The 13335-nt window shown below is 73.5% G+C and carries 17 protein-coding genes; 7 read left to right on the top strand and 10 right to left on the bottom strand.

Going from position 1 to position 13335, the window contains the following annotated elements; all coding sequences use genetic code 11:
* Positions 1–2 precede the first annotated feature (2 nt).
* From ACZ418_RS18075 to hypA, 3 genes are read left to right on the top strand one after another with little or no spacing between them, the layout of a single operon-like run.
* On the top strand, positions 3–209 hold the full coding sequence (locus tag ACZ418_RS18075; RefSeq protein ID WP_468363468.1) for a hypothetical protein: 207 nt from the start codon (positions 3–5) through the stop codon (positions 207–209).
* A gap of 32 nt (positions 210–241) precedes the next feature.
* Positions 242–418: a hypothetical protein gene (locus ACZ418_RS18070; protein ID WP_468363465.1), complete on the top strand. Its 177-nt coding sequence runs from the start codon at positions 242–244 to the stop codon at positions 416–418.
* 7 nt (positions 419–425) lie between these two features.
* The gene (gene hypA, locus ACZ418_RS18065) at positions 426–782 is read left to right on the top strand and encodes a hydrogenase maturation nickel metallochaperone HypA (RefSeq protein WP_468363462.1); all 357 of its coding nucleotides are present in this window, start codon (positions 426–428) and stop codon (positions 780–782) included.
* A gap of 40 nt (positions 783–822) precedes the next feature.
* Here hypA and hypE read toward each other — a convergent pair whose 3' ends face one another.
* The 9 genes from hypE to ACZ418_RS18020 form a co-directional block, all read right to left on the bottom strand.
* Positions 823–1896 (bottom strand): hydrogenase expression/formation protein HypE, encoded by a 1074-nt coding sequence (gene hypE / locus ACZ418_RS18060; RefSeq protein WP_468363459.1) that lies wholly within the window; start codon positions 1894–1896, stop codon positions 823–825.
* The gene (gene hypD / locus ACZ418_RS18055) at positions 1889–3049 is read right to left on the bottom strand and encodes a hydrogenase formation protein HypD (RefSeq protein ID WP_468363456.1); all 1161 of its coding nucleotides are present in this window, start codon (positions 3047–3049) and stop codon (positions 1889–1891) included. The genes hypE and hypD overlap by 8 nt, the downstream gene beginning before the upstream one ends.
* Positions 3046–3336, bottom strand: coding sequence for a HypC/HybG/HupF family hydrogenase formation chaperone (locus ACZ418_RS18050; RefSeq protein WP_351622536.1), 291 nt, complete (start codon positions 3334–3336; stop codon positions 3046–3048). Before ACZ418_RS18050 ends, hypD begins: the two co-directional genes overlap by 4 nt.
* A gap of 3 nt (positions 3337–3339) precedes the next feature.
* Entirely contained in the window at positions 3340–5685 is a 2346-nt protein-coding gene (hypF, locus tag ACZ418_RS18045; protein ID WP_468363452.1) for a carbamoyltransferase HypF, read from the bottom strand.
* Complete coding sequence (gene hypB, locus ACZ418_RS18040) at positions 5682–6404, bottom strand: hydrogenase nickel incorporation protein HypB (protein ID WP_468363450.1); 723 nt, start codon at positions 6402–6404, stop codon at positions 5682–5684. The genes hypF and hypB overlap by 4 nt, the downstream gene beginning before the upstream one ends.
* 73 nt (positions 6405–6477) lie before the next feature.
* Positions 6478–7044: a hydrogenase maturation protease gene (locus ACZ418_RS18035; protein WP_468363447.1), complete on the bottom strand. Its 567-nt coding sequence runs from the start codon at positions 7042–7044 to the stop codon at positions 6478–6480.
* Entirely contained in the window at positions 7041–8750 is a 1710-nt protein-coding gene (locus ACZ418_RS18030) for an enoyl-CoA hydratase-related protein (protein WP_468363445.1), read from the bottom strand. Before ACZ418_RS18030 ends, ACZ418_RS18035 begins: the two co-directional genes overlap by 4 nt.
* Positions 8751–8816: 66 nt before the next feature.
* On the bottom strand, positions 8817–9185 hold the full coding sequence (locus ACZ418_RS18025) for a hypothetical protein (protein WP_468363442.1): 369 nt from the start codon (positions 9183–9185) through the stop codon (positions 8817–8819).
* A gap of 236 nt (positions 9186–9421) precedes the next feature.
* Positions 9422–9955, bottom strand: coding sequence for a hypothetical protein (locus ACZ418_RS18020; protein WP_468363439.1), 534 nt, complete (start codon positions 9953–9955; stop codon positions 9422–9424).
* A 257-nt stretch (positions 9956–10212) separates the two neighbouring features.
* Between ACZ418_RS18020 and ACZ418_RS18015 the strand changes: the two genes are divergently transcribed.
* The 3 genes from ACZ418_RS18015 to ACZ418_RS18005 all read left to right on the top strand — a co-directional run bounded on the left by ACZ418_RS18015 (position 10213) and on the right by ACZ418_RS18005 (position 11662).
* Positions 10213–10677 (top strand): DUF1360 domain-containing protein, encoded by a 465-nt coding sequence (locus ACZ418_RS18015; RefSeq protein WP_468363436.1) that lies wholly within the window; start codon positions 10213–10215, stop codon positions 10675–10677.
* The gene (locus ACZ418_RS18010; protein ID WP_468363433.1) at positions 10659–11102 is read left to right on the top strand and encodes a DUF2267 domain-containing protein; all 444 of its coding nucleotides are present in this window, start codon (positions 10659–10661) and stop codon (positions 11100–11102) included. The genes ACZ418_RS18015 and ACZ418_RS18010 overlap by 19 nt, the downstream gene beginning before the upstream one ends.
* A 191-nt stretch (positions 11103–11293) precedes the next feature.
* Positions 11294–11662, top strand: a complete 369-nt coding sequence (locus ACZ418_RS18005; protein ID WP_468363430.1) for an ANTAR domain-containing protein — start codon at positions 11294–11296, stop codon at positions 11660–11662.
* Between the two features lie 18 nt (positions 11663–11680).
* Here ACZ418_RS18005 and ACZ418_RS18000 read toward each other — a convergent pair whose 3' ends face one another.
* Entirely contained in the window at positions 11681–11830 is a 150-nt protein-coding gene (locus tag ACZ418_RS18000) for a hypothetical protein (RefSeq protein WP_468363428.1), read from the bottom strand.
* Between the two features lie 301 nt (positions 11831–12131).
* On the opposite strand from ACZ418_RS18000, the gene ACZ418_RS17995 reads away from it, so the two are divergent.
* A complete protein-coding gene (locus ACZ418_RS17995; RefSeq protein WP_468363425.1) occupies positions 12132–13298 on the top strand; it encodes an AI-2E family transporter in 1167 nt (388 codons plus the stop codon).
* Positions 13299–13335 lie beyond the last annotated feature (37 nt).

The following is a 13335-nucleotide window of genomic DNA, read 5'->3' as shown; positions in this document are numbered from 1 at the left end:
ACATGGGCAGCATCCGCGTGGGCCGCCCCCAGGCGAAGCCCGACACCCCGAGCCACGTGCCTGGACTGCACCAGGGCAACAAGGGCCCGTACAAGCACCAGCCCGGACACCACAAGGACGGCAGCTCCGACGCGCGCCGCTCCACCGGTATCCACTGGAAGCGGCATGACGCCCTGGTGAAGGACATGCCGAACATCTCGCCGGGATGAGACAGCAGGAAGAGACCGCCATGGAGGTTGGCATGAAAAGAAGGACCGCACGGGCCGGGATGTCCGGACGTCAGCTGCTCGTCGTACAGGCGGTCATGATCGGTGGCCTGGCCATGACCCTGTTCGTCAAGGAACTCCCGGGAATCGTCCGTGAGTTGCGCATCTACCGGATGACCGGTGGCCTGCGGGCGGGCCGCCGGTACCCCTGAGCCGGCCGTGCACGAGCTGTCGATCGCGACCGCGATCGTGGAGCAGGCCGGCGAACTCGCCCGGGCGGACGGCGCGGACGCCGTCTCGGCGGTGACCGTCCGCGTGGGCGAGCTGGCGGGCGTCGTGCCCGACGCGCTGCACTTCGCCTTCGAGGTGGCCCGGGAGGGTACGGCGCTGGCGACGGCCGAGCTGGTCGTCGAACAGGTCACGGCGCAGGCCTACTGCGCGCCGTGCGCCGAGGAGTTCGCGGTGGGCATGCCGCCGTTCTTCTGGTGCCCGCGCTGCGACCGGCCCTCGCAGGAGCTGCGCAGCGGTCGGGAGCTGGAGATCACGGGGGTCGAGCCGGTCCCGGCCCCGCGCTGACGGCGGGGCCGGGGGCCGGTCCTGAACACATGTCCGGCCCTCAGCAGATGCGGGGCAACTGCTCCCCGAGCGGCAGGTCCACCACCCGGGTGCCGCCGAGTCCGGTGGCGACGACGACCATGCCCGGGTGCTCCGCCACGCACTCGCCGATGCGGGCGGCGCCGGCGCCCTGCGGGTGTGCCCGCATGGCCGCCAGGACGGCTTCCGCGTGTTCCGGGGGCACGAAGGCGACCAGTCGGCCCTCGTTGGCGACGTACAGCGGGTCCAGGCCGAGGAAGCCGCAGGCGTTCGCGACCTCGTCCGGGACCGGCACGGCACGCTCGTGCAGCCGCACTCCGGTGCCGGAGGCCCGGGCGATCTCGTTCAGAGTCGCGCCGAGGCCGCCCCGGGTCGGGTCGCGCAGGACGTGGATGTCCTGTGTGACCGCCAGCATGGCCGCCACGAGGTCCGCCAGGGGCGCGGTGTCCGAAGCGATCTCGACGCCGAACTCCAGCCCCTCCCGCACGCTCATGATGGCCACGCCGTGCAGCCCGATGGGACCGCTGACGAGAACGGCGTCACCCGGCCGGGCGCGCTGCGGGCGGATGTCGACGCCGTCGGGGACGAGGCCGACGCCGGCGGTGGTGACGTAGACGCCGTCGCCGTGTCCGGACTCCACCACCTTGGTGTCGCCGGTGGCGACGGTGACGCCCGCGGCCTTCGCCGCCGCGCCGATGGCCCGGGCGATCCGGCCGACGACGTCCAGTTCCACGCCCTCCTCCAGCACGAAGGCCGTGGACAGATAGGCGGGCCGGGCGCCGCTCATCGCCAGGTCGTTCACCGTGCCGTTGACGGCCAGGTCGCCGAGGCTGCCGCCGGGGAAGAACAGCGGCCGTACGACGTAGGAGTCGGTGGAGAAGGCCAGCCGGGCGCCGCCGAGGTCGAGGACGGCCGAGTCGGTGAGGGCGGCCAGGGTGGGGTTGCCGTAGGCGGGGGCGAAGACCTGCTCGATCAGCTCGGCGGACAGGGCACCGCCTCCGCCGTGCCCCATGACGACGACCGGCTGGTCGCGCAGGGGTGCGGGGCAGGTCCAGTTCGCGGGGTCGACCGCTGCTTCGGTGGTCAGGTCAGCCAACGGGGTTCATCTCCTCCTGCGAGACCTGCGAGACCTGCGGGATGCGCGAGCCCTGCGCCGCCGGGGTGTTCATCCGGCGGTACAGGTAGTAGGCCGCGCAGGCGCCCTCGCTGGAGACCATGGTGGCGCCGAGCGGGGTGCGCGGGGTGCAGGCCTGACCGAACGCCTCGCACTCGGTGGGCTTGATCAGCCCCTGCAGCACCTCGCCGGCGCGGCACACGGCGGGCTCCTCGGTGCGGATGCCGGTGACGTCGAAGCGGTGTTCGGCGTCGAAACCACGGTAGGCGTCGGACAGCCGCCAGCCACTGGCGGCGATGCGTCCGATGCCGCGCCAGTTGCGGTCGGTGACCTCGAAGACCTCCTCCAGCATGCGCAGGGCCGCCGGGTTGCCCTGCTCGCGCACGGCGCGCTGGTAGGCGTTCTCCACCCGGTGCTCACCGCGCTCCAGTTGATGGACGGCACGGCGGATGCCCTCGAGGATGTCCAGCGGTTCGAAGCCGGTGACGACGATCGGCACCCGGTGCTTGTCGGCCAGCTCCGGATACTCGGCCACGCCCATCACGCTGCACACGTGCCCGGCGGCGAGGAAACCCTGTACCCGGCATTCCGGTGCGGTCATGATGGCCTCGATCGCGGGTGGCACCCGGACGTGGGAGACCAGCAGGCTGAAGTTGCCGATGCCCAGGCGGCGGGCCTGGTGGACGGCCATGGCGTTGGCCGGGGCGGTCGTCTCGAAGCCGATGGCGAAGAACACGACCTGGCGGTCCGGGTTCCTGCGGGCGAGGTCGAGCGCGTCCAGCGGTGAGTAGACCACGCGTACGTCACCTCCCTCGCCCTTGACCCGGAACAGGTCCCGGTCGGTGCCGGGCACCCGCAGCATGTCGCCGAAGGAACAGAAGATCACGTCGGGGCGGGCGGCGATCTCCAGCGCCTTGTCGATGACGTCGAGCGGCGTGACGCACACCGGGCAACCGGGGCCGTGGATCAACTCGACCTCTTCCGGGAGGAGTTGGTCGATGCCGTGACGGATGATGGAGTGCGTCTGCCCGCCGCAGACCTCCATCAGCGCCCAGGGCCGGGTGACCGTGGCGCGGATCTCGTCCAGCAGCCGGCGTGCCAGCTCGGGGTCGTTGAACTCCTCGATGTACTTCACCGTGCCTCACTCCCGCTCTCCTGCCGGGCCGCCTGCTCCCAGGCGTCCCCGAACTCCTCCTCCAGCAGCCCCAGTTGCTGGAACAGCTCCAGGGACGCCCGCGCCGACTCCTCGTCCAGGCGCTGCAGGGCGAAGCCGACGTGGACGATGACGTACTCCCCCACCCGGACATCGGGCAGGTACTCCAGGCACGCCTGTTTGCGCACTCCGCCGAAGTCGATCAGCCCGGTCAGGGGGTCGGCGCTCCGGTCGATGGACACGACCTTGCCGGGCACTGCCAGACACATGGGTCACTCCGTCTCGTGGTGGGTTGCTGTGCCCGCGACCATGAGCTGACCGAGCGCCAGCCCTCCGTCGTTCGGGGGGACTTCGCCGTGCCGGAGGACCGTGAACCCGTCCCCGGTCAGCAGCGCGGTGCACTCCTCCTCCAGCAGGGCGTTGGCGAAGACGCCGCCGGTGAGGGCGACCGTGGTCAGGCCGCTCTGCGCGCGGGCGCGGTGGCAGATCTCGGCGACGGCCCGTGCGACACCCCGGTGGAAGCGGGCCGCGAGGACCGGGACAGGTGTGCCGCGCCACCGGTCCTCCAGGAGTGCGCGCAGCATCGGTGCCGGATCGATCTCCCGCTGCCGGGCGAAACCGAAGGGGTACGCCACCGAGTCCGCGTCCCTGGCCTCCAGCGCCGCCGCCTCCAGTTCCATCGCGGCCTGTGCCTCGTATCCCGCCCGGTGGCACACCCCCGCCAGCGACGACACCGCGTCGAACAGCCGCCCCGTGCTGGACGTCGGCACACAGCCCACCTGGCGGTCCAACTGACGCTCCAGCATGGCGAGTTCCGGGTCCGAGCAGGCGGTGACGCTCGGCAGATCCGGTGCCCAGGGCAGCCCGGCCGCCCACAACCGGGCCAGCGCGACCCGGCAGGGGTTGGCCACACCGGCGTCCCCGCCGGGCAGCGGGGCGGGGGTGAGGTGGGCGAAGCGCCGGTAGCCGGTGTAGTCGACGAGCAGGATCTCGCCGCCCCAGACGGTGCCGTCGTCGCCGTACCCGGTGCCGTCGAACGCGACCCCGATCACCGGCGTGGTGCCGTCCAGCCCGTGTTCGGCCATGGTGGAGGCGATGTGGGCGTGGTGGTGCTGGACCAGCCGCAGGGAGCCGTCCGCCAGTCGGGAGGCGCGGTGGCGGGCCCGGCGGGTCGAGTGGTAGCCGGGATGCCGGTCGGCCGCGACCAGGGCCGGGGTGACACCGCTCAGGCCGGCCAGGTGCCGCTCGGCACGCTCGGCCGCCTCCAGCGTGGCCAGCTCGCCCATGTCGCCGATGTGCGGCCCGAACCAGGCGTGGTCGCCCTCGCCCAGGCACAGGACGTTCTTCAGGTCGCCGCCGACCGCGAGCGTGGGGCGGACCGGGACCGGGAGGCGCAGCGGCCGCGGGACATAGCCGCGGGAACGCCTGAGGACCTGTTCGGTGCCGTCGGCGCGCACCCGCAGCAGTGAGTCGTCGCACGGCGAGGCGATGGGCCGGTCGTGGGCGAGCCAGGCGTCGGCCAGTCCGGCGAGCCGGGTCAGGGCCTCGGCGTCGTCGGTGACGATGGGTTCGCCGGAGCGGTTGCCGCTGGTCATCACCAGCACCCGGGGGCCGGGCGGATCGCCGGGCAGCCCGAACAGGAGGGTGTGCACGGGGGTGTAGGGCAGCATCACGCCCACGTGCGGGCTGCCCGGGCAGACCTGGTCGGCGAGGCGGAGGCCGTCCGGCGGAGTCCGCCTGCGGAGCAGCACGATGGGGCGCCGGGCGCCGGTCAGCGCGGCCCGTTCGGCGGCGGAGAGGACCGCGATCCGCTCGGCGGTGGCGAGGTCGGCGCACATGACCGCGAAGGCCTTGCCGCCGCGCTCCTTACGGTCACGCAGCGCGGCCACGGCCCGGTCGTCGGTGGCGTCGCAGGCCAGGTGGTAGCCGCCGACGCCCTTGACGGCGACGATCCGCCCGGCGGCCAGCAGCGCCCGTGCCGTGGCGAGGGCGTTGGCGTCCTGAGCCGGGCGCAGGCCGCCGAGACTCGGGATCAGGGTGAGCCGCGGCCCGCAGTCGGGGCAGGCGACGGGCTGGGCGTGGAAGCGCCGGTCGGCGGGATCGCCGTACTCGCGTGCGCAGGAGGGGCACATCGGGAAGCCGGCCATGGTAGTGGCCGCCCGGTCGTAGGGCATCCCGGTGGTGATGGTGAAGCGGGGGCCGCAGTGGGTGCAGGTGACGAACGGATGCCGGTGCCGGCGGTCGGCCGGGTCGGACAGTTCGCGCAGGCAGTCGGCGCAGGTAGCGGTGTCCGGCGGGAGCTGGCTGCGGCCGCCGGCCCGCTCGGTGGAGCGAATGGTGAAGGGTCCGGTGTCGCCGGTGGCGGGCAGGTCCTCACCGGCGATGCCGCTCACGGTGGCCAGCGGCGGCGGCTGTTCGGCCAGCACGGCGCAGAAGCGGTCGACCTCGTCCGCCGGGCCCTCGATCTCGACGATCACGCCGTCGCCGGTGTTGCCGACGAACCCGGCGAGCCCGAGGCCGGTGGCCAGGCGGTGCACGTACGGCCGGAAGCCGACCCCCTGCACGGTGCCGCGCACCGTGAGCCGGCGCCGGACCAGGCCGGTCGCTGGGGCCGTCATACGGCGGGGGCGGGCGTGCTGTGGTGGTGGCCGTGCGGATGCGGGGCGAGCGGTGGCCGGTGGAGGGTGCCGTGCCGGGCGGCCAGGGCGCGGTCCAGGAGGGTGCCGACACCGACGCCGGTGCGGGCACAGGACCGGACGATCTCCACGCCCGGATTGACCCGGTGCACGTTCGCCCGGAAGACGGTCTCGTCGAAGCCGGCCGGCTCGGCGAGGTCCGTCTTGGTGATCACGACCAGATGGGCGGAGCCGAACGCGGTCGGGTACTTCAGCGGTTTGTCCTCGCCCTCGGTGACCGCCATCAGCACCACCCGCAGGGTCTCGCCGAGGTCGTACGCGGCCGGGCAGACGAGGTTGCCGACATTCTCCACGAAGAGCACGGAGGTGTCCGCGGGCAGCCAGCCCGTCAGCCGCGCCCGCACCTGACGGGCCTCCAGGTGGCACAGCCCGTCGGTCAGCACCTGCTGGACGGGGGCGCCGGACCGGGCGAGCCGGACGGCGTCGTTCTCGGTGGCCAGGTCCGCGGTCAGCGCCGCCACCGGTACCTCCCGCTGCACCGCGCGGGCCAGGACCCGGCCGAGGAGTTCGGTCTTGCCGCTGCCGGGGCTGGACAGCAGATTCACGACGGTCACGCCCTGCCGGGCGAGATCGCCGCGCAGCTCCGCGGCCAGGTCGTCGTTCTTCGCCAGGACTGCCTGCTTGACGTCGGACCGGCACATGGGCGCTGCTCCTCGGATACGGCGGTGGAGCCCGGTCCGCGTCCTTGCGGCCCGGGCTCCACCGATCTTCCGCTCAGCCGCCCGCCGTGCCGGGCAGCGCAGCCGGGCAGGTGGGCCCGGATTCCACCGGGCGGCCCAACGGGGGCGCGGGCGCGCCGGGGTCGGCGAGCAGGGCCGGGATCAGGGTGTGCAGCGCGTCCACGGCCCGGCCGACGGCTTCCCGGACCGGTGCGCTGAGCCCCGGCAGGAGGTCCTCGTCGCCGGTCGGCAGCAGCTCGGGCTCGCAGGCCAGGACGAGCACACGGGGCAGGGGCTCCTCACCCAGGTGCGTGGCGAGGGCGAGCACCTTCACGGGGTCCATGCCGTGGGCCTCGGGCACGACGCTGCCGTCGGGCGGTTCGGCCTCGATCAGGGACAGGGTGCCCGGGTGGTGGCCGCGTCGCGCGGCGTCCACCAGTACGGCGGTGTCGTACCCGTCGAGCAGGTCGTAGGCGAGGTCCATGCCGCGGATGCCGTAGTCGTGGACCCGCACCCCGGGCGGCAGCGGGCGCCGGCCGAGGGCGCGGATCACCTCCGGCCCGAAGGCGTCGTCGGCGAGGAAGATGTTGCCGACTCCCGCCACCAGCAGCCGCGGCGTCACCGGACGGCTCCGGCGGGCACGGTCAGCGGCCGGGGCGAGCCGGACGCTGTCTTGCGGACGAAGGCCGAGCGCAGGGCGTGATAGGGGGCCTCGGGGTCGTGGAAGATGGTGTGCATCCGGGCCAGTTCGGCCTCGCGGTAGCCCACCAGCGGGCGTTCGTGTTCGTCCACGGCGCGGCCGGCGGCCTTGGCGGCGATCCGCGCGTCCACGAAGGGCGAGGACGCGAGTTCGGCCGCCAGCTTCCGCACCTCGGCCGGGAAGTCGCCGGGCGCGGCCGGTACGAGCCGGTTCACGAGCCCGAGCCGCTCGGCGGACGCGGCGCTCACGGGCAGGGCTTCGGTGGTCAGGCGCTGGGCGTGTTCCGCGCCGACGCGACGCGGCAGGGTGTACGTCCAGAACTCCGAGCCGTACAGGCCCATGCGCCGGTAGTGCGGGTTGAGGACGACGCCGGTGCGGCACCACACCTCGTCGGCGGCGAGGGCGAGCATGGCGCCGCCGGCCGCCGCGTTGCCGGCGAGCGCGGCCACGACCAGCCGGTCGGTGGTGCGCAGGACGGCCTCGACCAGGTCGTCCATGGCGTTGAGGTTGACCCACGACTCCCGGGCCGGGTCGGGGGCCGCCTCGATGACGTTCAGATGGATGCCGTTGGAGAAGAAGTCGCGGTCCCCGCCGAGCACGAGGACGCGGGTGGGCCGGGAGAGCGCGTGCTCGTAGGCGGCGAGCAGCCGCCGGCACTGGTCGGTGCTCATCGCGCCCCCCGGGAAGGAGAAGCCGAGGAAACCGATGTCGCCGCGCTGCCGGTAGCGGATGTCGGTCCAGGTCCGCCGGTCGGACGGCAGCTCCAACGGGACGGCCGCTTCGGGGAGTTCGAGGGAGGGCTCCCAGGCGGCGAGCACGGAGGCGGCGGGACGGCGGAAGGGCGCGGGGTCGCCGGAGTTCCTGCGGGGGCGGAGTTCCGGGATCCAGACCGCGCCGTCCCGGGTGGCCCGGCAGACGGCGCCCGCCCGCCGCGCGAGGAGTTCGCCGGGGCGGCCGCGCAGCCGGTCCTCGGGGTGCCCGCCGTGCAGGAACACCTCCCGGCCGAGGAGTTCGTCCAGGACGCCCGGCTGGGAGTCGGCACCGCGGAGTTTGCACAGAACCGTCTCGGTGTCGTCCCGCTCCCAGTCGATGCGCCGCCGCTCCTGCCGGAAGGCGTCGCGCCAGACCACGCGGACCGAGTCGCCGGTCTGCGGCCGGGGTTTGTGGGCGCCGTCGGCATAGCGCCGTACTGCGGTGAGGACGGCGGTGACGGCGGCGTCGGAGGCCTCGTTGCGGTACAGGTCGCTCTTGCCGACGGGCGGTACGGGGAACGGCTCGGCCGCCCAGATCGGGCCCGCGTCCATCGCCGCCTCGGCCTGCAGGACCGTCACGCCCCACTCCCGCGCCCCCTCGGCGATGGCCCAGTCCAGCGAGGACGGGCCGCGGTCACCGGGCGGACCCGGGTGCACGATCAGGCAGGTGTGTTCGCGCCACACGTCCTCGGGCAGCACCGTCCTGAGCATCGGCGCGATGACCAGGTCCGGCCGCAGTTCCCGGACGGCGTCCCGGACGGGTTCGGTGCCCTGTGAGGCGAGGACGACGTCCACGCGGTGCCCGTGGTCCGTCAGTTCGACGTACACGCGCTGGGTGAGGCTGTTGAACGCGCTGGCGAGGAGCAAAATGTCCATGACACGGCATCGTTGCGCTTCGCGGGGGAGTCGTGAAGCACCGCCGCGCCGTTTTGTCCGCCTCGGTCAGGTCTCTTCCTCCATCCGGATCGCGTTCCGCAGTTCCTCGAAAGCCTGGCTCCGGTCGCCCTCGTAGGCCTCCAGCAGCGCGGCGGCGATCGCGTCGAGCTTGCGCTGGATCGCGTGCTCGGCCCGCATCTCGGCGTTCTTCAGCAGGGCGAGGAGCAGCAGGGTGACCGCGGTCATGGACTCGCCCGCCAGCAGCAGCAGTTCGAGCCGCAGCTGCGCGACGTGCGCGGCGACGAAGAAGCCGACGAGGAGCAGGCAGAACAGGAAGAACACCGGTGAGCTGGTGAAGTTGGAGGCGTACTCCGCGAACTGCTCGAAGCGGCCGCGTCCTGTCCCGCCGCGGTGCACGGGGTTCTTGAAGGCCATGGCCGAGCCTCAGCTCGTGACGCTCGGAGCCGGCCGGCGGGCCGCCGGGCCGTCGTCCGGCGACCCCGGCCACCGCCCGGTCCCGGCATGGGCCGCCATGCCGTCGACTGACACAAGCATCGGCCTCTCCTCCCTGCCGCCGCCCGCAGCCGGCCGACCGCCGGCAGACCTCGGATCAGCTTCGCAGTACCCCCGCGAGGGCATACGACACCGGGCCGGGCCGGCGGATCGCGGGCTCAGGCGGCGAGGGTACGGTCCGGTCCGAGGCGGTCCAGGAGCTGGTCGAGGTGGAGCTCGGCCACGGGGGCGAGGAGGTCGGGGTGCCGCAGCAGGGCGGCGGCGCGCCGGTCGCCGTCGTCCGGTTCGAGCAGGCGCCGGAACTCGGCCGGCGAGCCGGGGCCGTGTTCGCCCTCGGCCAGTGCGGCGACGGCCAGGCCGGCCAGCTCGGGATCGGTGAGCAGACCCGCCGCCCAGCTGGCCACGACCTCGTCCACCCAGGTCCGCCAGGCCCAGTCGTCGTCCGCGTCCTCTTCTTCGCCGGTGCGCTCGGCACCCGTGATCCAGTCCAGACGGGCGGCGCCACCGGGGCCGGCCATGATGACCAGCGCCGCGTCGATCCCGGTCGGGTAGCGCAGCCACGCGGCGACGGTCACCGCCTGCCGGGCCTGCGCCTCGCACAGCGCGGAGGCCAGCGCGCCGCCGCTCGGCGGATAGGCGGCCGTCAGCCAGCGCGCCGTCGCTGCGATGAGGGGGGACAGATCAGTGAGCACAGCCGGACCGTCCGGGATGCGAGGGGAAACAGGGGCTCGCCGCAACGGTAGCCCGGCACCGGTCAGCTCAGGGAGCACGTGCGAACCAGGTCATATGTGGCATCGCCCACGCCGGCGCCGCGCGGCCCCGCCGCCCTTGGCCGCGTGTCACCCCCTACGCCCGGTCGCTACGTCTTCAAGGCCGGCGCCGGGGCGTACGCGCTCCCGGCTCGGCGCCGGGCGTCCGGCTGCCACAGGAGAGTCCGCTGTAGGACGTCGTGCTGCTGGGCGCGGCGACGTACAAGCGTCCAGGCTGCCGGCCAGGGACGGGGTCACGAGGTTTCTGCGTGCGGCGACTGCCGTCCTGCCCGTTCCGCAGCTCCGCCTGGACCGCCGGCGCCCTGGTGTGCTCCTGTGCGGCGGCACCCCGGCTCACCTGCCCGGTCTGCGGGAGCCTCGGCGCGCTGACGGTCGCGGACCGGCTGCAGTGCGCCTGGATGCTGTGCCTCCCACTCCCGGCCGATCAGGCTGGACACCGGCGCCGCAAGGCCCGCTCCCGTCATGCACACCGGCCGCGTACCGGCGGCGGCGACGGGTACTCGGCCGACTGCCACGGGAGGCCCGGCCGGCAGCGGTGGCGGCGCCGCCGGCCGGGGGCTGCTGCCCGGCCCGCGGCGGGGGAGGTATCGCACCGTCAGGACTTCGTGAGGAAGGAACCGGCCTCATGCAGCACGACGAGATGATCGGAAAGGTGCAGGCGCTGGCCCAACTGCCGGACCGCGGTTCGGCCGAACGAGCCGCGCACGCCGTCGTGAGCACGTTGTCGGAGCGGCTGCCGTCCGGGCTGGCCCGGCATGTGGCCGCACAGCTGCCGCCGGACATGGCGGCGGCGATGCGGGGGGCGGCCGACGCGTCGGCCGGGGCCGACTCCGGCGTGTCGGGCGAGCGGTTCGGACTGACCGTCTTCGCCGGACGCATCGCCGACCGGGCGGGCACCGACGAGGACACGGCACTGCGGGAGGCCGCCGCCGTGATGGAAGTGCTCGACGCCGCGCTGGCCCCGGAGCTGACCGAGCGGATGGCCGGCGCCCTGCCCCGGGACATTCGTGACCTGCTGCCGGTGGGCCGGGCTGCCGAGAGCCCCCGTCGCACCGGCGAGGAAGGGTGAACGCGCGTCGGCAGGGCCGGAATCCGGCGTACCGGAGCGGCCTGGCGGGGCTGGGCCGGTGCACGGACGGTGACGTCCTGTGGCATGGCCCGCCGGAGTGACGGTGCCGCGGGCTGCTGGTTGAATTGGTGTGCAAGCGCCCGTCGAGGGCAGGCGTGATGATGACGCTTCCCACTCCACAAAGGTGCTCCATGACCTTCTTCGCTCTCTCCCGGCAGCGGCCGCTGGTGCTGCTCTCCTCGACCGAGCTCGCGGCGGAGTACGACCGGCTGGTGACCGAGAACGAGCAGTTGCAGCGCGCGGTGTCCTCGCACGCGGTGATCGACCAGGCCATCGGAGCAGTGGTCGTCCTCGGGCAGATCGCCCCGGAAGAAGCCTGGCGGGCGCTGCGGGACGTCTCCCAGCGCACGAACACCAAACTGCGCACGGTAGCCGAGCACATCCTGGACTACGTCCAGGGCGGCACGCTCCCCGAACCGGAGCGGATCGAGCTGGGCAGGGCGATCGTCCGCTACCGGCGGTGCGCCGACCTTGACGAGGGCACGTCGACGGGCCGGTGAGCGCCCGCCGACAGGGGATCAGCGGCGGCCCATCCTCATACGACGGTGCCGGTGCGGCCTGGTGCGGCGGGTCGTCGGGGGATGCAGGATCCAGCGGTCCTCGACCTGGTCGAGGCCGAAGAGCAGGAGGGTGAGGACCGGGAGCAGCAGTACGGCGATAGTGATCACTGGAGGATCCCCTCTGCCGACGACACTCCCCGGGTGCCCCGCGCCGACCTGGCCACCCGCGACGGTTGTGAAGGTCCTGTGAACGCCTCCCCGAGCGCGTCCAGACCGTCGCCGCGCACTCACCCCAGGGCAGCGATCTCCGGCCGCGGCACGTCCATGTGCTCACCGATGCGCCGAAACGTCCCCGTCCGGGGGAAACCGCGCGCGGACGCGTTGCGCGCGCCCCTCTCGCGAGTCGCGCTTACGGTTCTTTCAAGTGACCGACCGTCATCAGGGGTGACGGAGAGGAGCCGGAGCGGTGGTGGGCGATGCGCGTCGGCGGGCGGCCGGAAGGGACGGCCGGCGCCGCAGGGGGCGGGTGCTGGGCAGCCGGCCGGCGTACACCGTGCGGCTCCCGGCCGTCCCGCGCACCGAACCGGTGCCGGCGGCCGAGCGGACGGTGCCGTGGCTGCGGGTCGGGGCGGCCTACGCCTGGCGGCTCATCCTCGTCGGGGTCGTCGTCTACGGCATCTTCAGCATCCTCGGCAGCTTCCAGCTCATCGCCGTGGCCGTGTTCCTCGCACTGGTCGTCACCACCGTCCTGCGCCCGCTGACGGACCTGCTCAACCGATTCCTGCCGCGGCCGCTGTGCGTCGCCGTGGCGCTGGTGGGCAGCATCCTGCTCCTGCTGGCCCTGCTCGCCCTGGTGGGCAACGCCGTGGCGGGTGAGTCGGCCAGACTGACGGGTGAGTTCCGGGGCGGGGTGCACCGCATCGAGCAGTGGCTCCAGCGGCCGCCGTTCCGGCTGAGTCCCCGCCGGCTGTCCGAGCTGGAGAACCAGGTGACGCATTATCTGTCCGCCCACCGGTCCAGCCTGCTCAGCCGTGCCGTCAGCGGGCTGAGCCGGGTGGTCGAGCTGGTCACCGGGGGCGCGCTCGCGCTGTTCGCCTCGGTGTTCTTCATCCACTCCGGCGAACGCCTGTGGCGCTGGATGCGCGACCAGCTGCTGCCGATCGGCGCCCGTCCGGCGTGGGACCGGGCGGGGTGGGCCGCCTGGCGGGCCTTCGCCGGGTACACGCGCGGCATCATCATCGTGGCCGCGACCAACGCCGTGCTCGTCGGTGTCGCGCTGCTCGTGCTGCGCGTGCCGCTCGCGCTGCCGCTGACGCTGCTGGAGTTCTTCGCCGCGTTCGTGCCGCTGGTGGGCTCGCCGGTCGCGCTCGCCGTCGCCACCGTCGTCGCACTGGCCGGGCGGGGACCGCTGACGGCTCTGGCCGTGCTGGCGCTGATCGTCGTGATCGGCCAGCTGGAGGGGCATGTGCTGCATCCACTGGTGATGAGCTGGGCGGTACGGCTGCATCCGCTCGTGGTCGCGGTGTCGGTGATCGCCGGCAGCATCATCGCCGGGGTGATCGGCGCCGTGGTGGCCGTGCCGCTGGTGTCGGTGGTCTGGGCGGTGCTGCGCGCCCTGCGAGCGGTGCCGCCGTGACCCCCGGGACACCATCAACTGCCGTGCGCCTCAAGGG

The organism is Streptomyces sp. NPDC030820 (assembly GCF_055572075.1).
Note: the sequence above shows the minus strand (reverse complement) of the source record. Positions and strands in the feature narration are given on the sequence as shown.

Coding starts and splice junctions, on each gene's coding strand:
- ACZ418_RS18050 (WP_351622536.1), bottom strand. CDS start 3,336: ATGTGTCTGGCAGTGCCCGGCAAGGTCGTGTCCATCGACCGGAGCGCC.
- hypB (WP_468363450.1), bottom strand. CDS start 6,404: ATGTGCCGGTCCGACGTCAAGCAGGCAGTCCTGGCGAAGAACGACGAC.
- ACZ418_RS18010 (WP_468363433.1), top strand. CDS start 10,659: ATGCAGCACGACGAGATGATCGGAAAGGTGCAGGCGCTGGCCCAACTG.
- ACZ418_RS18070 (WP_468363465.1), top strand. CDS start 242: ATGAAAAGAAGGACCGCACGGGCCGGGATGTCCGGACGTCAGCTGCTC.
- ACZ418_RS18025 (WP_468363442.1), bottom strand. CDS start 9,185: ATGGCCTTCAAGAACCCCGTGCACCGCGGCGGGACAGGACGCGGCCGC.
- ACZ418_RS18005 (WP_468363430.1), top strand. CDS start 11,294: ATGACCTTCTTCGCTCTCTCCCGGCAGCGGCCGCTGGTGCTGCTCTCC.
- ACZ418_RS18030 (WP_468363445.1), bottom strand. CDS start 8,750: ATGGACATTTTGCTCCTCGCCAGCGCGTTCAACAGCCTCACCCAGCGC.
- hypF (WP_468363452.1), bottom strand. CDS start 5,685: ATGACGGCCCCAGCGACCGGCCTGGTCCGGCGCCGGCTCACGGTGCGC.
- ACZ418_RS18075 (WP_468363468.1), top strand. CDS start 3: ATGGGCAGCATCCGCGTGGGCCGCCCCCAGGCGAAGCCCGACACCCCG.